General features: G+C 71.3%; 19 protein-coding genes. 8 read left to right on the plus strand and 11 right to left on the minus strand.

Annotated features, from left to right (window positions below):
* Positions 1–9: 9 nt before the first annotated feature.
* Positions 10–990, minus strand: coding sequence for a cation diffusion facilitator family transporter (locus tag ACFOY2_RS52310; protein ID WP_379535675.1), 981 nt, complete (start codon positions 988–990; stop codon positions 10–12).
* Entirely contained in the window at positions 987–1,115 is a 129-nt protein-coding gene (locus tag ACFOY2_RS52315) for a hypothetical protein (protein ID WP_379535676.1), read from the minus strand. Before ACFOY2_RS52315 ends, ACFOY2_RS52310 begins: the two co-directional genes overlap by 4 nt.
* 58 nt (positions 1,116–1,173) lie before the next feature.
* Between ACFOY2_RS52315 and ACFOY2_RS52320 the strand changes: the two genes are divergently transcribed.
* Together ACFOY2_RS52320 and ACFOY2_RS52325 are read left to right on the plus strand one after the other, a co-directional pair.
* Positions 1,174–1,392, plus strand: a complete 219-nt coding sequence (locus tag ACFOY2_RS52320; protein ID WP_379535677.1) for a hypothetical protein — start codon at positions 1,174–1,176, stop codon at positions 1,390–1,392.
* A 40-nt stretch (positions 1,393–1,432) separates the two neighbouring features.
* Positions 1,433–2,248, plus strand: a complete 816-nt coding sequence (locus ACFOY2_RS52325; RefSeq protein ID WP_379535678.1) for an SDR family NAD(P)-dependent oxidoreductase — start codon at positions 1,433–1,435, stop codon at positions 2,246–2,248.
* Here ACFOY2_RS52325 and ACFOY2_RS52330 read toward each other — a convergent pair whose 3' ends face one another.
* The 5 genes from ACFOY2_RS52330 to ACFOY2_RS52350 form a co-directional block, all read right to left on the minus strand.
* Positions 2,249–3,259 carry a 3-oxoacyl-ACP synthase III family protein gene (locus ACFOY2_RS52330; RefSeq protein ID WP_379535679.1) on the minus strand — a complete coding sequence of 337 codons (1,011 nt, stop codon included), beginning with the start codon at positions 3,257–3,259 and terminating at the stop codon, positions 2,249–2,251.
* A gap of 158 nt (positions 3,260–3,417) precedes the next feature.
* A complete protein-coding gene (locus ACFOY2_RS52335; protein ID WP_379535680.1) occupies positions 3,418–4,725 on the minus strand; it encodes a cytochrome P450 in 1,308 nt (435 codons plus the stop codon).
* An 11-nt stretch (positions 4,726–4,736) separates the two neighbouring features.
* Positions 4,737–5,942, minus strand: a complete 1,206-nt coding sequence (locus tag ACFOY2_RS52340) for a beta-ketoacyl-[acyl-carrier-protein] synthase family protein (protein ID WP_379535681.1) — start codon at positions 5,940–5,942, stop codon at positions 4,737–4,739.
* Positions 5,939–6,172 carry an acyl carrier protein gene (locus tag ACFOY2_RS52345; RefSeq protein ID WP_379535682.1) on the minus strand — a complete coding sequence of 78 codons (234 nt, stop codon included), beginning with the start codon at positions 6,170–6,172 and terminating at the stop codon, positions 5,939–5,941. Before ACFOY2_RS52345 ends, ACFOY2_RS52340 begins: the two co-directional genes overlap by 4 nt.
* A 29-nt stretch (positions 6,173–6,201) precedes the next feature.
* The gene (locus ACFOY2_RS52350; protein WP_379535683.1) at positions 6,202–7,434 is read right to left on the minus strand and encodes a wax ester/triacylglycerol synthase domain-containing protein; all 1,233 of its coding nucleotides are present in this window, start codon (positions 7,432–7,434) and stop codon (positions 6,202–6,204) included.
* A gap of 74 nt (positions 7,435–7,508) precedes the next feature.
* On the opposite strand from ACFOY2_RS52350, the gene ACFOY2_RS52355 reads away from it, so the two are divergent.
* Both ACFOY2_RS52355 and ACFOY2_RS52360 read left to right on the plus strand, forming a co-directional pair.
* On the plus strand, positions 7,509–9,632 hold the full coding sequence (locus ACFOY2_RS52355; protein WP_379535684.1) for an MMPL family transporter: 2,124 nt from the start codon (positions 7,509–7,511) through the stop codon (positions 9,630–9,632).
* The gene (locus tag ACFOY2_RS52360) at positions 9,632–10,189 is read left to right on the plus strand and encodes a hypothetical protein (protein WP_379535685.1); all 558 of its coding nucleotides are present in this window, start codon (positions 9,632–9,634) and stop codon (positions 10,187–10,189) included. The genes ACFOY2_RS52355 and ACFOY2_RS52360 overlap by 1 nt, the downstream gene beginning before the upstream one ends.
* 41 nt (positions 10,190–10,230) lie before the next feature.
* On the opposite strand, the gene ACFOY2_RS52365 is transcribed toward ACFOY2_RS52360, so the two are convergent.
* Complete coding sequence (locus ACFOY2_RS52365; protein WP_379535686.1) at positions 10,231–10,431, minus strand: hypothetical protein; 201 nt, start codon at positions 10,429–10,431, stop codon at positions 10,231–10,233.
* A gap of 18 nt (positions 10,432–10,449) precedes the next feature.
* Complete coding sequence (locus ACFOY2_RS52370; RefSeq protein WP_379535687.1) at positions 10,450–10,719, minus strand: GlsB/YeaQ/YmgE family stress response membrane protein; 270 nt, start codon at positions 10,717–10,719, stop codon at positions 10,450–10,452.
* A 197-nt stretch (positions 10,720–10,916) separates the two neighbouring features.
* Between ACFOY2_RS52370 and tatA the strand changes: the two genes are divergently transcribed.
* The 3 genes from tatA (at position 10,917) to mgtA (ending at position 14,083) form a co-directional block, all read left to right on the plus strand.
* A complete protein-coding gene (tatA, locus tag ACFOY2_RS52375; protein ID WP_379535688.1) occupies positions 10,917–11,204 on the plus strand; it encodes a Sec-independent protein translocase subunit TatA in 288 nt (95 codons plus the stop codon).
* A gap of 76 nt (positions 11,205–11,280) precedes the next feature.
* On the plus strand, positions 11,281–11,628 hold the full coding sequence (locus ACFOY2_RS52380) for an ArsR/SmtB family transcription factor (protein ID WP_379535689.1): 348 nt from the start codon (positions 11,281–11,283) through the stop codon (positions 11,626–11,628).
* On the plus strand, positions 11,612–14,083 hold the full coding sequence (gene mgtA, locus ACFOY2_RS52385; protein ID WP_379535690.1) for a magnesium-translocating P-type ATPase: 2,472 nt from the start codon (positions 11,612–11,614) through the stop codon (positions 14,081–14,083). Before ACFOY2_RS52380 ends, mgtA begins: the two co-directional genes overlap by 17 nt.
* Before the next feature lie 147 nt (positions 14,084–14,230).
* On the opposite strand, the gene ACFOY2_RS52390 is transcribed toward mgtA, so the two are convergent.
* Together ACFOY2_RS52390 and ACFOY2_RS52395 are read right to left on the minus strand one after the other, a co-directional pair.
* Positions 14,231–14,809, minus strand: coding sequence for a TetR/AcrR family transcriptional regulator (locus ACFOY2_RS52390; protein WP_379535691.1), 579 nt, complete (start codon positions 14,807–14,809; stop codon positions 14,231–14,233).
* A 98-nt stretch (positions 14,810–14,907) separates the two neighbouring features.
* Entirely contained in the window at positions 14,908–15,411 is a 504-nt protein-coding gene (locus tag ACFOY2_RS52395) for a hypothetical protein (RefSeq protein ID WP_379535692.1), read from the minus strand.
* A 251-nt stretch (positions 15,412–15,662) separates the two neighbouring features.
* Here ACFOY2_RS52395 and ACFOY2_RS52400 point away from each other — a divergent pair, with 251 nt between their 5' ends.
* Positions 15,663–18,254, plus strand: a complete 2,592-nt coding sequence (locus ACFOY2_RS52400; RefSeq protein WP_379535693.1) for an ABC transporter substrate-binding protein — start codon at positions 15,663–15,665, stop codon at positions 18,252–18,254.
* Positions 18,255–18,396: the final 142 nt, after the last annotated feature.

An 18,396-nucleotide genomic window follows, 5' to 3' on the forward strand; every position in this document is an offset into this window, starting at 1 on the left:
ACGAGCCCCTCAGCGATGGGCCAGCAGGGGTGCGTGGTGATCGGTCCCCTCGGGGCCGTCGGGGTCGGCGTGCACGGTGGCGGCCCTCAGCCGGGGCAGGTCGTGGATCAGCCGGTGTTCGGCCTCCACCGCCACGGCGTGCGCCTCTACCAGCGAGAGCCCGTGGTCGACCTGGATGTCCACTTCGGCGCGCATGGCGTGGCCGATCCAGCGCAGCCGTACCGATCCCACCCGCTTGATGCCGGGCACGGCGGCCAGGGCCTGTTCTGCCTGCTCGACGAGGGCGGGGTCGACGGCGTCCATCAGCCGGTGGTAGATCTCGCGGGCGGCGTCACGCAGCACGAAGCAGATGGCGACGGTGATCAGCAGACCGACGATCGGGTCGGCGATGGGGTAACCCAGCGCCGCGCCGCCCGCTCCGAAGAGCACGGCCAGCGAGGTGAAGCCGTCGGTACGCGCGTGCAACCCGTCGGCCACGAGGGCGGCCGAGCCGATCTCACGGCCGACCTTGATCCGGTAGCGGGCCACGAGTTCGTTGCCCAGAAAACCGATGAAACCGGCGCCGGCCACCCAGGCGAGCGCCTCCACGTTCTGCGGGTCGATGAGGCGCTTGACCGCCTCGTAACCCGCCAACCCCGCCGAAGCGGCGATGAGCAGCACGATGACGATCCCCGCCAGATCCTCCGCCCGGCCGTACCCGTAGGTGAAGCGGCGGGTCGCCGCGCGCCTGCCGATCCAGAACGCGATCGCCAGCGGGACCGCGGTCAGCGCGTCGGCGAAGTTGTGCAGGGTGTCGCCCAGCAGCGCCACCGAGCCGGAGAAGGCGACGATGACCGCCTGCGCCACGGCGGTGACCATGAGCGCGGCGAAGGAGATGGCCAGCACCCGCATGCCGCGACTGCTGGATTCGAGCGCCGCGTCGGTTTTGTCGGCGCTGTCGTGACTGTGCGGGGTGATCGCGTGCTTGATTCTGTCCAGCGCGCGTTTCATCCCACGCCCGCGACCACGCCCGTGCCCAGGATCGTGCGGGTGCCCGTGTCCGCGCCCAGGGCCGTGCGGGTGCCCGTGTCCGTCCCCAGGGGCGTGCCCGTGCTCCTGCCCGTGACCGTGCCCATATCCCGACATATCAGCCCTTCCTTGTCCGACCGGACCTCCCCCCAAGGATATGTAGTCATGTGCGCACGCGACAACGAATCACGTGCCACCTATACGCAGGTCACTCCCCTTCGCACTCTGGACCTCACGCCCCAGCACCGCCCGCGGCACGACCCCCGCGACCTGTTCGGCGCCATGATCCCGGACGCCGGCTTCGAGGTGGACAGCGAGGGCGATCTCCCCTACCTGCTGTACTACGTCCGCGCGACCCACCCCGACGGCCTATCCTCTAGGTAATCGGACAACCACTCATCGTGTTCGCCGAAGGGGTGCCGTCATGCGACTGGCAGGGACGACCGCACTGATCACCGGCGCCAGTGGCGGCATCGGCCGGGCGATCGCCCGTGCGCTGGCCGCCCGGCGGGTTCGGGTGCTGCTCGCGGGCCGCGACAGAGCAGCGTTGTCGGCGCTGGCCGAGGAGGTGGGCGGCCGGATCATCACCGCCGACCTCGGCGAACGCGACGGCGTGATCGAGATGATGAAGCAGGCCGGGCCCGTCGACATCGTGGTGGCCAACGCCGGCGTCTTCGCGCCCGCCCTGGTGACCCACCACCCGCTCGACGTGATCGACACCTGCCTCGACGTCAATCTGCGCGCCCCCATGGTGATGGCCCGGCTGGCGGCGGAAGAGATGATCGCGGCCGGGCGCGGCCACATCGTCTTCATGAGCTCGGTCGGGGGGACGGTGCCGATCGCGCGGGCGGCGCTCTACAACGCCACCAAGTACGGCCTGCGGGGCTTCGCCCATGCCGTCCGGGCTGATCTGGCCCCGTACGGCGTCGGGGTGTCGGTCATCTGCCCGTCGGTGATCCGCGACGCGGGCATGATCACCCGCTCTCCGGTGCGGCCGCCCGCGTGGGTGCCCGCGAGGGTGTGGTCGCGCAGTCCCGAGCAGGTGGCCCAGGCCGTGTGCCGGGCCGTCCGCCACGACATCGCCGAGATCATGGTCGCCCCCTGGCCCATCAGGTTCGTGGCCGGGTTGTCCGGCCTGTCACCGGCTCTGGCCGTGCGCCTGCAGCGGCTCGTCGGCGCCGACCGCATCGCGCACGGCGTGGCCGACGGGCTCGTCCGCCGCGGAACCTCCACCCTCTGATCACCAGCGCACGAGCATGGTGGCGGCACTGACGCCGCTGGCCAACCCGACCAGGGCCACCAGGTCGCCGCGGCGCAGCCGGCCGGCCTGGGCCGCCTGCGCCAGTTGGGCCGCCAGCGTGCACGCCACGAGGTTGCCGTGCTCGGCGACGGTGATCTCGACTTTGTCGGCGGGGATGCCGAACCGATTGCAGAAGGTGCCCACCGACGACATCGAGGCCTGGTGGACGCAGATGGCAGCCAGGTCCTGCCAGGTGAGCCCGTTCTCGATGAGTGGCGCGCTGATGTGGGCGGGGTCGAGTCTGAGGACGGCGGCGGCCAGGCGGAAGAAGTCGACCGCGAAGGGCCCGGTGTGGTAGCCGCCGCCCTCCGTCCGGGTGATGGGGACGATGGCGGCGTCGAAGCCGGTGGAGTCGGCGCAGGCGCGGTGGGCGATGATGCCGGGTTCGGCGGCGGCCTCGACGAGCAGGGCCGCGCCGGAGTCGGAGACGGTGTAGGACGGGATGGCGGCCTCGAACGCCGCGGCGGAGGGAAGGTGCCAGGTCATGGCGGGGGTGGCGATCTCGCCGCAGGTGACGAGGATGGTGCGGTAGCGGCCGGCGGCGATCAGCGCCTCGGCGAGTTCGAGGGCGACCAGCAGGCTGTTGCAGGCGTTGCGCACGTCGAACACCGGGCAGGTCAGGCCGACTTTGGCCGCCACGAGGTGGGCGGTGGCCGGCTCGACGGCGTCGACCGTCACCCCCGCGTACATGACGAGGTCCACCTGCGACGTCGAGTGCCCGCTCTGGGCCAGCACGTCGTGGGCGGCGGCCGCGGCCAGGTCGGAGGCCTGCTGCCCGGGTGCGGCCACGTGCCGGTACGCCACGCCGGTGGTGCGCTCGATCAGGCCGCGCGGGATGCGCACGCCGGGGTTGCGCTCGGCCAGGCGCTCTTCGAGTTCGCCCGTGCCGAGCAGCGTGCCGGGCAGATGGACGGCGACGGCGGCCAGACGGGCGTGACGGCGCGCGGTCATGAACCCTCCTTCGTCGGGCCCATGTTTCCCTGCTCACTGATGACCTCGACAAGCTCGGTCATGAACCCTCCTTCGTCGGGCCCATGTTTCCCTGCTCACTGATGACCTCGACAAGCTCGGTCATGAGACCCCCTTCTTGATGACCTCGACAAGCTCGCTCACGAGCCCTCCTGATGAGTCGGCCGGCTGGCGGCGGTGATGCGGCAGCCGTGGCTGGGGTAGTTGCTGACGAGCGCGCGGTGGACGCCCTCCTCGGGAGGCCCGGCGGCGCTGAGGATCAGGCGGCGGGCGATGACCTGCAGGAAGGTGGAGATCTGCAGGATCGCGAGGGTTCTGCCCGCGCAGATCTTGGGGCCGATCCCGAACGGCAGCCAGCTGAAGGGCGAAGGCCGTGTGCGCAGGAAACGTTCGGGGCGGAAGACGTACGGGTCGCTGAAGTGGCCGGGGTGGTGGTGCAGCGCCATCAGGGGCACCAGCAGACTGGTGCCGGGCCGCAGGCGGTAGCCGCCCACGGTCACGGTGTGGCCGGTCACGCCCAGCGGAACGATGGAGGTCGGCGGACGCTGCCGCAGCGCCTCGCAGGCGACCGCGGCGGCGTAGTCCTGCCCGGTGCCGGCGATGGCCTCGCCGGTCAGGCGGTCGAGTGCGGACGGGTGGCGCACCAGGCGTTCGACGGCCCAGGCCAGGCCGAGCGCCGGGGCGATGAACCCGGCCACCAGCACGCTGATGGCCTGGTCGTGCAGCGCGGCGTCGGTGAGCGCGGCCCCGTCGGCGGTGCGGGCGCGCATCAACTGCCCGAGGATGTCCCGGCCGTCCTCCTCGCGGCGGTGCCGGCGCGCGATCTCGTCGTGGATCAGCCGCCCGCAGCGCAGGCGGGCGGCGTGGAAGGCGGGCCACACCCGGGTCGCGCCCAGGCCCCGCAGCACGAACCTCACGCTGGCCTGCTGCGACCCCCCGATGTCCAGCAGGTCGCGCACGGGAGCCTGCCAGCGGTCCATGCGCTGGTCGGTAAGGCCGAACATGGCCCGCAACATGGCGCGCAGCAGCGCGTCCCTGGCGTGAGGGAGCAGTTCGAAGGGGGTGCCGGTGGGCAGCCCGTCCACCATGCGCTCGGCGATGGCGATCGCGTCCTCGCGGTGCCGGTCGACGGCGGCGCCGCCCAGGACGGGCAGCATGAGCTTGCGGACGCGGTGATGGTCGGGCCCGTGCAGGGCGAAGATGGAGCGCGGCCCCCAGACGACGGCGGTCGGCCGGGGCTTGAACGGGCGCAGTCCCCCTGCCGACAGGACGCCGCCGATCAGGTCGGGGTCGCACAGCAGCGCCGTCCGCCCGATGCCCGGCACCCACAGCGCGAACGCCGGGCCGTAGTGGTCGAAGGCCCGCCGGAACGTCCGTTCGCTGTCGCGGGCGTAGGCACGCCAGAGGAGCGGGGTCAGCCAGCCCGGCCCTGGAACGGCATCGTGCACGGTTTGCTCCTTCACGCCCGATGGAAGACGAGTACGGTGTTCTGCCCGCCGAAGGCGGAGGAGGAGCTGACGGCGCTGCTCATGCGCGCGGCACGGGCCTGTCCTGCGACAACGTCGAGGTCGATGCCGGGGTCCTGGGCGTCGAGGTTGGCGGTCGGCGGGATGACCTGGTGACGCAGCGACAAAGCGGTGCAGGCCGCCTCGATCGCCGCAGAGGCGCCGACGGCGTGCCCGATCGTCCCTTTGAGTGAGGTCACCGGGGGCGGGTCGGTGAAGACCTGGTGCAGCGCCCTGTGCTCTGCGGCGTCGTTGAGGCGGGTGCCGGTGCCGTGCGCGTTGACGTGGCCGACGTCGCCGGGGCCCAGGCCGGCCTCGCGCAGCGCGGCCGTCATCGCCGTGGCGAGGCCGTCGCCGTCGGGGTGCGGGGCGGCGAAGTGGTGGCTGTCGCAGGTGGAGGCGGACCCGGCCAAGTAGGCGTACGGCTGGACGCCTCGGGCTCGGGCGTGGAGGTCGCGTTCGAGGATGAGGACGGCGGCGCCCTCGCTGAGCACGAAGCCGTCCCGTTCGGCGTGGAAGGGGCGGCAGGCCCCGGCGGGGTCGTCGCGGCGCGTCGAGAGGGCGCCCATGCGGTGGAAGCAGGCGGCGGGGATGCGGGAGCGAACCGATTCGCTGCCGCCGGTGATGACGATGTCGCAGGTGCCGGAGCGGATCAGGTCGCGGGCGACGCTGATCGCGGTGGCGCCGGAGGCGCATGCGGTGGAGACGGTGAAGTTCGGGCCGCGCGCGCCGAGGGCCAGCGCGATCTCCGCGGGAACCATGTTCGAGATGCTGCGGGTGATCGCCATGGGCGACATCAGGGTGAGGCGTCCGGCACGCAGGTGCTCGAATTCGGCCAGGTAACGTTCCATGCTGCCGGTGCCGGTGCCGGTCACCACGCCGACGCGGTCAGGTTGCCAGTCGCCGGGGTCCAGGCGGGCGTCGGCGACGGCTTCGCGGGCGGCGGCCAGCGCGGCGACGGTGAAGCGGTCCAGCCGCCATCGGCCACGGGGCGGCACGAGGATGTCGTAGTCGGGGATGCGGCAGGAGAAGTCGACGGGCAGGCCGTCCAGGTCCGGGTCGCGGGTGGCGGTGGGCCGGCCGGTCAGCAGGCGCTGCCAGGTGGCGCCGGCGCCGATGCCCGCGGGGGTGACGAGGCCGAGGCCGCTGACCGCGATCACGCCGCACCCTCGATCATGTCGGCCGCCTCGGCCAGCGTGGTGTTCGGGACGATGTCGGACAGGTTCATCCGGGGGCCGAGTTCCGTCCGGACGATGACGGACAGCTCCACCAGGGCGAGCGAGTCGATGCCGAGGTCGGCGAAGCTGCGTGACGGGCTGATCTCGGCCGGGTCCAGGCCGAAGGTCTGCGCCAGTTCCTTGGCGATCAGGTCATAGGTCGTCGTGGACATCAGGTGGTCCCTTCGTTCGGTGTCGGGGTTCAGACGGCGTCGCGCAGGTCCTCGAAGGCGGCGCGCAGCAGGTGGGGGACGTCCTCCGCCCGCGGGATGCCGGCGTCGAGGACGGATACGACGTTGACGGTGTCGCGCAGGTGCGTGAACTGGACCGCCATGGACATGAACGACGGCCTGGGCAGGAGCGCGAAGCCGTCCCTGGCCTCCGGCGGCAGGACACTGCTGCCGGGCATGAAGGTGAAGGTGGGCACGTTGTCGAAGCGACGTCGCACGCACGCCCACGCGAGCGGCAGCAGCGCCCTGGGCAGCGTCGGAACCCCCGCCTGCCGCCGTACGGCGCACGCGACGCGTTCCGGCGTGAACTGCGCCATGATCAGCCGCAGCCGCCGCGCCGGTGAGGGTTCCGCGCAGGGCAACGTGACGGGCACCGCGCCGACGTGGTTGCCGAGCCCGTCGGGATGGCCGCGCCGGTGCAGGCTGATCGGCACGCCGACCGTGAGGCCGCGCCGGTGCAGGCGGCTCAGTGGCGGGTTCCAGTACTGCGGCTGCCACGTGCGCAGGGCGCCCGCCAGCACGGCCAGGTCGACCTGCGTGGATCCGGCCCCGGTCGCGGCGGCGATCCGCCGGTAGTGCGCGGCGGGCAGCGCGGTGACCCGCCGCAGGGTGGCCGGCGGGGCGGTGCGGCCTCGGGCCGGGCGCCAGCGCGGCTGCGGGCGCGCGAGCTGGGCCAGGGACCACAGGACATGCCAGGTGCTCGTCAGCGCCGACCAGGCCGGCGGGCTCGGCCACGGCTTCGGCGCGGGAAGGGTCCTTCCGTTCATCAGGGCCTGCAGGCACATCAGGACGCTCACCCCGTCCTGGAAGGCGTGGTGGCTGCGGTAGCACAGGACGTGCTCGTCGTCGCGGTGGCCGTGCAGCACCTGGAGGTCCCACAGCGGACGTTCCCTCGGCAGCGGCTGTTCCCACAGGTCGAGCAGCGCGTCGTCGAGAGTGCGCCCGGCCTGCGCACGGACGTATCCAAGATGCTGGTCGGGGTCGAATGCCGGATCGGGTTCCCAGCGCGTGCGTGCCAGCCGGTAGGTCAGCACCGGCGCCCTGACGGCCCCTTCCGCCAGAAACCGCCGCAGCCGCTCGCGATCCGGCGCGGGGCCCGGCATGACCGCCGCACAGCCCGTCACTATCTGTGACGGGCGCTCCATCCTTTCGCCGCCGTACCACATGATCTGATCGAGGTAAGCGAGGGGAACGGCGCAGGTCACGGGCTGGTCCTCGCCGCCAAGATTACTTATTGGATTTGCCACGTCACTCTATGTAGCAGATCATGGCGTGGATCATGCGTGAAACAAGCACATCCCCGTCCCCCGCGGCCAGGCTCGCAGCCTGGGCGATCCGCCACGCGACACCGGTCATCTCCCTCTGGGTGATCTTCGGTGTGACGGCGGCGCTCCTGCTGCCCTCGCTGCTGTCCGCCATGCGTCCGCCGCAGGCCCGGCTGCCCGGCTCGGCTTCGGCCCACGCGGCGGCGTTGATCGAGCGCGGCTTCCCCGAATGGGGCAGCGAACAGATGCTGCTGGCCTTCAGCTCCGCCACGCTGCGCGCCGACGACCCCGCCTACCTGGACGCGGTCTCCGTGACCGTGCGCGCGCTGGCCACGCGTCCTGAAGTCACCCTCGTCGACGCGCTGCCGGCGCTGGCCGGCCAGGATCCGCGCCACCTGTACGCCCTGGTGGCCGTCACAGGCGACACCCGGCGGCACCTGCCCGGCCAGCGCCAGCTCGCCGAGCAGACCGTGTGGCACGCCTCCGCGGGAGACGTGCGCGTGCACCTGGCCGGTGTCACGCCGGCGTTCGCCGAGCTGGTCAGAGCGGACGAGGCCGATCTGCGTCGCATCGAGCTCGTCACCGCGCCCTTGGTGCTGGCCCTGCTGGTGGCGGGGCTCGGCGTCGCGGGCGCGGCGCTGATCACGCTGGCCGTGGCCGTGGCGGCCGTGCTGGCCGGTGTGGGCCTGTTCGCCGCGGCCGCGCCGCTGTTGCCGGTGGACTCGACCCTGCTGATCGTCACCGTCACGGTCTGCCTCGGCCTGGGCGTCGACTACGCCGTGCTCATCGTGCTGCGTCACCGGCACCACCGCGCGGGCGGCCGCGCTCCCGTCGAGGCCGCCCTGCGTGCGGCCGCCACCGCCGGCACCACGGTGAGCTGGTGCGCGCTGGCCGTCATGGGCACCGCCGCGTGCCTGCTCGTCATCCCCGAACCTGTCACCCGCCACATGGCCGTCGCCGTCGTCGTGGCCGCCGCCGTCACCCTGGCCGCCGCCCTGACGCTGCTGCCCTGCCTGCTGGTGCGCTGCGACCGCGTGCTCGGCTGGGGGCCTCTGCCCTGGCACCGCGAGCGCGGCGGCGCCGGATGGGTGCGCTGGGGGCGGCATCTGACGCGGCGGCCCTGGCCGTACGCGATCGGGATCAGCGCGCTCCTGCTCCTGGCGGCCACGCCCGCGCTGGACCTGCACCTGGGCATCCGCTACGACCGCGCCGCCCTGGCCGGCACCGACGTCGGCCAGGCCCTGGCCCAGATGGAGCGCGACCGCCTGGGCGGGGCGACCTTCGTGGCGCTGCCGCACCCGTCAGGCGGCCCGCCGGTCGATGTCGCCGCCCTGGTCGAGCGGCTGCGGGCCGATCCCCTTGTCGCGGACGCCAACAGTCTCGACAACGGGCGCGACCTCACCCTGGTCATCGTCGTCGAACGGCCCGCGCCCGACAGCGCGGAAGCCGCCGCCCTGCTCGGCCGCATCCGCGGCGAGGCCGCCCGGCTGCTGCCGCCCGGACAGCCGGTCCACACCGCGGGCGCCACGAGCCTGCTGCACGATGCGGCCACCATCGCCGCGACGAGCCTGTGGCAGGTCATCGCGCTGGCCCTGGCCTGCTCGTTCGTGCTGCTGGCAATCATGTTCCGCAGTCTGCTGATCCCCCTCAAGGCCGTCTGCGTGAACCTGCTGGCCATCGCCGCCGCCCTCGGGCTGCTCGCCCTGGCCTGCTCCCTGCTCGGCACCGAGGTCAACCCGCTCATCCCGCTGCTGGTCTTCACCGTCGTCTTCGGACTGTCGCTGGACTACGAGGTGTTCCTGGTGCACCGCATCGCCGAGCACTATCGCAGGACCGGCGACCACGACGCCGCCATCGTCGAGGGGCTGCGTCACACCGCGCGGCCCATCACCCTGGCCGCCGCCGTGCTGGCGACCACGTTCGCCGGCCTGCTGCTCAGCCACCGGCACGACCTGCGGCAGGCGGGGTTCGCCGTCGCGGTCGCCGTCGTGCTGGACGCCACCCTGATCCGCGTCGCGCTCGTGCCCGCGCTCATGCGGCTGTTCGGCCACCGCAACTGGTGGCCTGCCACGTGCCGCCTGCGCATGTCGTCATGCGTGGGTAAGTCCCGCCGGTTTCAGACCGTACAGGAGGAATAATGCAGACTTTCGTAAGATTCGCCGCGGCCGTGGTCGTGGCCGCCGCGCTGACCGGCGGCGTCCCTGCGGCCCAGGCCGCGACCCGCCGATCCGTCACGCAGCTGACCTGCGCCGTCACCATCCTCCAGAGCCGGCCGCTGACCTTCCAGCCGCCCGTCACGCTGCGCCCGCGTGCCATCACCGCCCGCGGAACGCTCGTCCTGAGCTCCTGCTCCTCCGCGCTGCGCACGCCGGCGCGGGTGCGCGGGGGCGTCGCCCGCGTCTACGGGCGTGCCACGGCGAGCTGCAGCGGCGTGCGCGACCTGCGCGTACGCACCACCGTCACCTGGTACGACTCCCGGCGGCGGACGGTCGGCACCTCCACCGTCGCCCTGGCGGCCGACACCGTCGCCCGGTTCAACCCCGGGGACGCGCTCATGGGAGGCAGGATCACCTCGGGCCTGCTGGCGGGCGCCCGCGTCCACGGCTCCACGACGCCCACAGGACCGACCGTCTCGTGCGCCCTACGGGGCGTCAGGAGCGTCCACGGCACCGGCAAGGTATGGGCCCGGCGGTAGTCCCGCGACGCGCGCGGTGTGCCCGCCGGACACACCGCGCTTCACTTCTTTCGCCGCCTGCTCCTCAGGCTGAACACCAGGAGACTCACCAGGAGGGAGACGACGCTGGACAAGCCGAACCCCAGGGCGTGCTCCAGATCCCACCGCAGAACGAACGAGACCAGCGCCATAGCCCCCGCGTAGAGCGCCAGCAGCACGACTGCGATCAGCAGGAGTAACGCCGCCCGGCCGATTCTTCTCATGGGCTCCTTTGGCGGGGCTCAGTCTTTGCGCTTACCGTACAGCCCCTCGGCCACAGACACCCCCAGTGCGGCGAGGGCGATCTGGATGGCGAGTTCGATCCAGTCGATCCCGCGCGTGTCGGCGACGCCGAACACACCGGCGATGGCCGTCCCGATGAGCGCGGCCACGATGCCGATCACGATGGTCAGCCAGATCGGCAGGTGCTGACGGCCCGGGATGACGAGCCGTCCCAGGGCGCCGATCACGATGCCGATGATGATCGCGGTGATGATCCCGGTGATTTCCAAGGTGCAGCTCCCGCTGTCGTCGCCATCCAGAAAACGATCTTTTTCTGTACGCGCGGTTGCCTGCAGAGCAACGCTTGCACAGTTGCGTAAACAGGCTAGCAACGAAGATCACCACACGCCAAGGCATACCCCCGAATTGCCGACTTGCGCATCTGCGCAATAATGGCTCAGGTCCACCGCGATTGAAAGGACGTGACATGTCGCAATTGGGCTGGGGCGAGATCCTGATCATCGCCGTGGTGTTCGTCCTCCTCTTCGGAGCCAAGAAACTGCCGGACACGGCCCGCTCGTTCGGCCGTTCGCTACGCATCTTCAAGGCAGAAACCTCGAAGCTGCGCGATGACGACGACGACCTTCCCGCCGCGCAGCCGTCGCTGGAAGAGCAGGCCCGCCGGCTGGAGGAGCAGGCGGCCCGGCTGCGTGCCGGCGCCCAGGCGGACAAGCCGGCACCCCCGGCGGACAGGCCGGCACCCCCGGGAAACTAGGCGACCCTTCCGGCCGCGCGCCCGCACCGGCGGCACCGGCCTAAACTTGGCCTCGGTCCGCATGGAGGGAGAGCCGATGTCAGCCGCCCAGATGAGCGACCCGCCGGCCGATGCGCTGGCCGAGGCGGCGGCCGCGTTCGGGTTGCTCGCCTCGCCGTCGCGCCTGCACATCGTGTGGGTCCTGGCCCAGGGCGAGTGCGACGTCACGTCGCTGGCCGAACGGGTCGGCAGCGCCCTGCCCGCCGTCAGCCAGCACCTGACCAAGCTCAAGCTCGCGGGCCTGGTCCGCTCCCGGCGCGAGGGGCGGCGCGTGGTCTACCTGATCGACGATCCGGACATCGTCGCCACGGTCCATGGATGGGTCGGGCGCCTGAGCAAGGGCGCGGCCGAACAGGGAGAGCTCCTCCGTGGTATGGGCGCCTGAGGCGCCGGCCACCGGATCGAGCAGGCTGGAGCTGCTGCGGCGGCTCGACACCGGCCCGCGCGGCCTGCTCGAGTCCGAGGCGGAAGCCCGCCTGCGCCTCCACGGCGAGAACACCCTCCCGCTCCGGCGTCCCCTCTCCTGGCCGCGCCGGCTGGCCCGCAGCCTGCGCGACCCGTTCACGATGGTCCTGCTCGGGCTGGGCCTGATCTCCGCGCTGATCACGTCGTGGGGCACGGCGGGGGTCATCATCGTCTTGGTCGCCGTGAGCTGCGCGTTGCGCTCCAACGGCGAGTACCGCGCCGACCGGTCGACCGCGGCGCTGCGCGCGCTGGTCACGACCACGGCGACCGTACGCCGCCGCCCCTCGCCGGACGCGGCCCCGCGCGAGCGGGAGATCCCGGCCGACCAGCTCGTCCCCGGCGACGTGGTCAAGCTGGGGCCCGGCGATCTGGTGCCCGCCGACGTGCGGCTCCTGCGCGCAAGCGGATTCACCGTCCACCAGGCGGCGCTGACGGGCGAGTCGGCGCCGGTGCCCAAGGAGGCCCCCGACCAGCCCGACGGCCACGGCCACGGCCACCTGTGCTGGCAGGGCAGCGGGGTGGCCTCCGGCACCGCGTTGGCGGTCGTGCTGACCACGGGGGCCGGCACCTTGTTCGCGGGCGCCTACCGGGCGCGCCGGCCGGCCTCGGCGTTCGACCGGTCGGTCAACGACCTGTCCTGGACGCTGGTCCGGCTCACGCTGGTGATCCCGCCGATCGCGCTGGTCCTCAACGCGTTGCTGCGCGGACACGCGCTGGAGGCGCTGCCGTTCGCGGTGGCGGTGGCCGTCGGGCTGACGCCGGAGATGCTGCCCGTCGTGGTGACGACCGCGCTGGCCCGCGGGTCGGCGCAGCTCGCCCGCGCCGGTGTGATCGTCAAACGGCTGCCCGCGCTGCACGACCTGGGCGCGGCCGACGTGCTGTGCCTGGACAAGACCGGCACTTTGACGTGTGACCGTCCCGTGGTGGACGGCTCGTTCGCGCCGGACGGCCGCCGCGACCCCGAGGTGCTGCGCTGGGCGGCCCTGAACGCCTTCTGGACGCTGCACCTGAGCGACCCGCCCGTACCCGACGTCCTGGACGAGGCGGTGCTCGCGGGCGCGCCCGACCTCGGGGACGCCGAGGGCGTGGAGGCCTGGCCGTTCCATCCGGTCCGGCGCGTCTCCCGCGTCCTGGTCCGCGACGGCGGCACCGAGGTGATGGTGATCAAGGGCGCGGTCGAGGCCGTGCTGGAGCTGTGCGGCCAGGTCCCCGAGGGCGCGCGGGAGACGGCCGAGCGACTGGCCGGGCGCGGGCTGCGCGTGCTCGCCGTCGCCCTGCGCCACGGCGACGAGCCGGCGCCGGTCCTGGCCGGCTACGTCACGCTGGTCGACGAGCTCGCCCCGAACGCGGCCGGCGCGCTGAGCGAGCTGTCGCGCCACGGCGTCGCGACCAAGGTCCTGACCGGCGACCATCCCGCGACCGCCGCCCGCGTCTGCCGCGACCTGGGGCTGCCGGTGGAGCAGGTGGTGGACGCGAGCCTGCTCACCGACGCCGAGCTGGCCGAGGCGACCGAACGGGCGACGGTGTTCGCCCGCTGCACCCCCGAGCACAAGGCCCGGGTGGTACGGGCGCTGCGCGAGGCCGGGCACACCGTGGGCTTCCTCGGTGACGGCGTCAACGACCTGCCCGCCATGGTCGCCGCCGACGTCGGCGTCTGCCCGCGCGACGCGGTGGACATCACCCGCGAGGCCGCCGACATCGTCCTGACCCACAAGGACCTGGCCGCGATCGGCCTGGCCGTCACCGCCGGCCGCACCAGCACCGCCAACATCGTCACCTACCTGCGCGTCGCCCTGTCCTCCAACGTCGGCAACGTCATCGCGATGCTGGTGGCCGGTCTGTCGCTGCCCTTCCTGCCCATGCTGCCCGTGCAGGTGCTGGTGCAGAACGTCTGCTTCGACGCCGCCCAGCTCGCCTTCGCCGCCGACCGGCCCGATCCGCGTCTGGTGCGCCGCCCGTACCGGCTGCGCCCGCCCACGATCCTGCGGTTCATCCTCGGTTTCGGCGCGCTGAACGCCGTCGCGGACCTGTCCACCTTCGCCGTCCTCACCTGGGCCGTCGGCACCTCCGGGCAGTCCGCCTTCCACACCGGCTGGTTCGTGGAGAACCTGCTGACCCAGGCCGTCATCATGCTGCTGCTGCGCCCGGCCACGCCCGTTCCCCGTCCGCTGTGGCTGGCCACCGGCGCGCTGGCCACGGTCGCCGTCCTGCTGCCGCTCTCCCCCGCCGCCGGCGCGCTGGGGCTGACCGCGTTGCCGCCGGCGAGCCACCTGCTGCTGTTCGCCGTCGTCCTCGCCTACGGCGTGACGCTCGCCGTGGTGACCCGGAGGATCGCGCGCCGCGCTTCTGATGCTCCCCGACTCCCGGTTGTATAGTTGCGCAACGAAGCAACCATACGGGGGGACGGGACATGCGTACGGGTGAGCACCAGAGATTAGTCGCGCTCGCGATGTGGGCGCTGGTCTGCTTGCTGGGCGTCGGCGAGTGGATGATGAACTAGAACGGAACCCGGTCGTCCGGGGTCAGGCGCTTTTGAGCATGGCCTTGAGTCCCCGCCGGAAGCTCTCGGCGTCGACGCCGTCCAGAAGGGCGAGCTGGAAGACGAAGGCCGGGCCCAGCGAGGTCAGGACGCGGGCGGTGTGCTCGGGCGGCACGGCGGGGTCGGCGACGCCGCGCTGCCGGTACATCGTGGCCAACTGGACGAAACGCTCTTCCAGCGCCCGGTAGTGGCCCCTCAGATTCGCCGTCAGCTCGGCGTTGGTGAGGGACTCCGCCCATACCTGGACGGCCAGCCTGGCCAGCTCGCGGTCCAGCACGCCGAACAGGCGGCCGAGCACCTCGTCAGGCGGTGGCGGCTCATCGGCGTCGAACACGGCGTCGAAACCCGCCGTGATCTCGGTCAGCACCTCGTCGATGATGGCCATGGCCAGCTCCTCTTTGCCGGCGAAGTAGCCGTACACGGCGCCCGCCGACAGCCCGGACTCCTCGAAGATGTCCTGCATCGAGGTGCCGGAGAAACCGGACCGGGTGAAACAGCGGCGCGCGGCGTCGATGACCTGTCGCCGGCGGGCATCTCGGTGCTTCTGGGAGACACGGGGCATCCCCCCATGTTAGAAGAACGTCCCTTCTCTTTGGCCGTGATGCCCCTGCCCGGCGACGATCACGCTGGTCCAGGCGGCTCTGGTCGGGGCCGTCGCGCCTACTGGGACTGGTCCGGCGTCGGACTCACGCGACGCCCCAGGACCAGCGGCCCCACCGCCACGATGAGCAGCCCGCCGAGTATCCAGGCGTCGACGACCAGGCCGTAATCGTCACTCCGCGACGCGGATACGAGGCCGGCGGGTTGGTAGCGCATGTTCCTGGTGACCAGGGTTCGGCCCTCTGAGACGACGTCGAGCTCAGCGCCCTTGTACGCGGTTGGCGTGCCGTCGCAGAGCAGTTCGTAGAAGAACCTGGTGCCACCTTCGCGGCTGCGTGTCTCGTCGTAGCGGGTGACCGCGCAGTCGGCGGTCCGGCCGGTCGCGGTCAGCATGACGGATCTGGCGGCGGTGGGCCCGTACACGACCAGTGCGAAGACCACGAGCAGCCAGACGAGCACCGGCCCGCGCTGGATGAAGATCGCGTAGCACACACCGGCCGCCAGCCCCAGAAAGACGCACAGGACGATGCCCGCCACCACCGCGAAGCTCTCGTCCCGGCTCATGAGGACAGCCAGGCAGCAAACCATCAGGACGCACAAGGCGAACGCTGACGCGGCGTACGCCCTCTCACCGGTGAAACGCCGGAAGGTCACCGTTCCATGATTCCAGCGAGACCGCGCGCGGCGCTACGGGACCGACGGGGCGAACAATTGTTGCGGTGCCATACATGATTCGCTGGATACCGGGCGACCACTCGTTGAATCTCCTAAGGTCTGGACCACTTATATTCGGGACGCGAGATGGAGACAGGGTTGTGGGACTGGACGACGCGCTGGGTGACCTGGTCATCAGAAATCGGTTCCGGCGCAGGGCGGTCAAATTCACGCGCCGCACAGGACCGCTGGTGCTCCAACTCGAGGGCGATGACGCCGAGATCCGGACGTGGATCAAGAAATTCCACGCCGAGTACACGGGAGTACTGCCGATCAACGAACCGGCCCCGGCCGACCAGGCGCCGCCGTGGGGCGTCGCCCAGGAGTTACTGGAAATCGCCAGGAGATGCGGGTACGACGGCCGCCCCGCCTTCCGGCTGCCCATCGTCTTCCCGCGTTTCGCCGCCGTCTACGACGCGTTCTTCGCCTGGCGCCCCGGCCAGGAACACAGCGACGCGGACCTGAACGACGAACTGGAGAAGCGGGTCAAGAAGGCGATCAGGGAAGCCAAGAAGGACGTCCTCCCGGAGTGGAGGGAGAGAGCCGAGCAGATCTCGAACGACCCGTACCTGGAGAAATTCTTCGGGGGGCTGATCACGTTCGTGCTGCGCGCGTTCGGCTGGCTGAGATTTCCGCATATCCGGACAATCAACTGGTTCCGCAAGAAAGGGCTCAGGGAGCAGCCGATCCGGACAACCCAGGTCCTCATCAACGAGCTGCGCAGGTGGCGGGAGAGGAAACCCGAGGAGAAGTACCTGCTTCTCATCCGTGCCATGCTCGCCGACATCGACACGCATTACGGGTTCTTCCGCCGGTTGAACAGGGCACGCCATCCCGTCATCCTGCTGCCGGAGGTGGACAAGGTCCCGGCGCGGCGAATCCTCAGGGACGTCTTCCTGACGGCATGTGACGACGCATCCCGAGATCTGCGGACGTACCCGATCGTCATCACCACCTCCGCACCGGACAAAGCGGCGCAGGACGCCCCCGTGCGGGCGGCAGAGCTGGGCACGCACATCCGCAATCGGTTCGACGCCCGGGAAGCGGCGGCGCACATCTACCCGGGCATGCCGCTGCCCGGCAGGCTGCTGCGGATCTCCCTGGAGGGTTGTGCGCAAGGGTCAGGAGACCAGCGGCGTATCAGGCCCGCGGGCCCGGTGAGCGCCGCGATCATGTCGGTGGCGCTGGTGGCCGCGGCCGCGGGGAGCGGCCTGTATTCCTGGCAGCAGTTCAACCGCTGTGGCGAGCGGCTGGAATGGGCAGGCGACGACTGCGTGGGCGCGTCCGACGGAAAAGACGTCTTCCTGCCGGACGTCGAGGGAATGCCGGAGATCTTCGCCCTCATAGCGGCGGAGAACGCCCACGTCCAGACGGCCCGGCACGCGACCGTCGCGTTGATGATCCCGATGGAGTCCGACGTCGCCGCGGTGCGGCAGCAGATTCTCGCCGAGGTGCGCGGCGCCTATCTCGCGCAACACCGGGCCAACAGGCCGGAGGCGGCCGCGCCGCCCATCCGCCTGGTTCTGGTGAATCCCGGCCGTGATTACCGGCAGGCGCCGCGCGCGATCAAGTTGCTGCTGGAGCAGGAGCCGAACCTCCGCGTCGTCACGGATTTCAACCTGAGCCTGGACGCCACCCGCGCCGCCATGTCCAATCTCGCCAACAAACACAAGATCCCGCTCGTCGCCGGTCTCGTCACCTCGGGCGATTTCGCCAATCCCGAATCCGCGAAGCCGGGCGAGTATCCCTTCCCTGGGCTGGCGCGTGTCGTCTCGACGGCCAAGGAGCAGGCCACCGCGCTGCTCAAGTCCGACCCTCGCCTGGCGGGCTCGGAGACCGCCCTGGTCACCGACACCCGGCCGAACGACAACTACAACGCCTCGTTGCGGGAGGCGTTCAACGAGGCCAGGATGAGCAGGAAGAAGGGCGTCGGGGTCCAGGAGATGCAGTTCAAGTCGAAGGGCCTCGAAACCGTCGGCAACCTGCCGAACATGTTCTCCGACTTCGCCCGCAACATCTGCGAGTCCAACGCCCGTTACGTCTACTTCGCCGGGCGGGCGTTCCACCTGAAACTCTTCATCCAGCAACTCGCCGGCGTTTACTGCAGAGACAAGCCGTCGTACACGGTCATCACCGGTTCGGACGCGACGACCATCGCCAGTCGCCTGACGGACGGCGAACGCGCCATGCTCCGCGGTGATCCCGGCATCGGACGGCCCGCCGTGTCCGTCGAGTACGCCGCCCCCGCCCACCCCGATGCCTGGACCACGGAGGTGGACAAGGTCGGGCTGCCCGGCTACCTCGCAGAACCCCGGCAGGCCATGACCGAGCTGCGGCAGGACATCGTCGACACGGGCCTCGGCGACGTGAACTTGGAAGACGGCCGGACGATCATCGCGCACGACGTCGTCCTGACCGCCGCGAAGGAGCTGGCGAAGGCGGCGGCGATCAACAACACCGAGCTGCCGTCGACCGCCCAGGTGAAGGAGAGCCTGCCGAACCTGAACGCGGCCTATCGCGTACCCGGCGCGAGCGGGTGGATCTGCCTGACGAGGGCCGGCAATCCGTACAACAAGCCCGTCCCCGTGGTCCGGCTGGACGGCGGGTCGGGGAAGGTGGGGCTGAAGGCCGTGGCGTGGCCGCAGGGCGGCCCGCCGAAGAACAACTGCGTCGTCCCGCAGGACGCCTCGTAACCACCCGCTGCGACATCTCGGATTTGACCTGCTCCCCTCCCTAAAGGGACGGGGATTCCCGTGCCGCTATGCGGCAGCTCGTGCCGCTTGCGCGGCCCGTGCTGTGGAACGGGGTGCTTGACGTTTCTCGGACCCGGGTGGG

This window comes from Nonomuraea purpurea, assembly GCF_042650645.1.
Classification (GTDB): domain Bacteria; phylum Actinomycetota; class Actinomycetes; order Streptosporangiales; family Streptosporangiaceae; genus Nonomuraea; species Nonomuraea purpurea.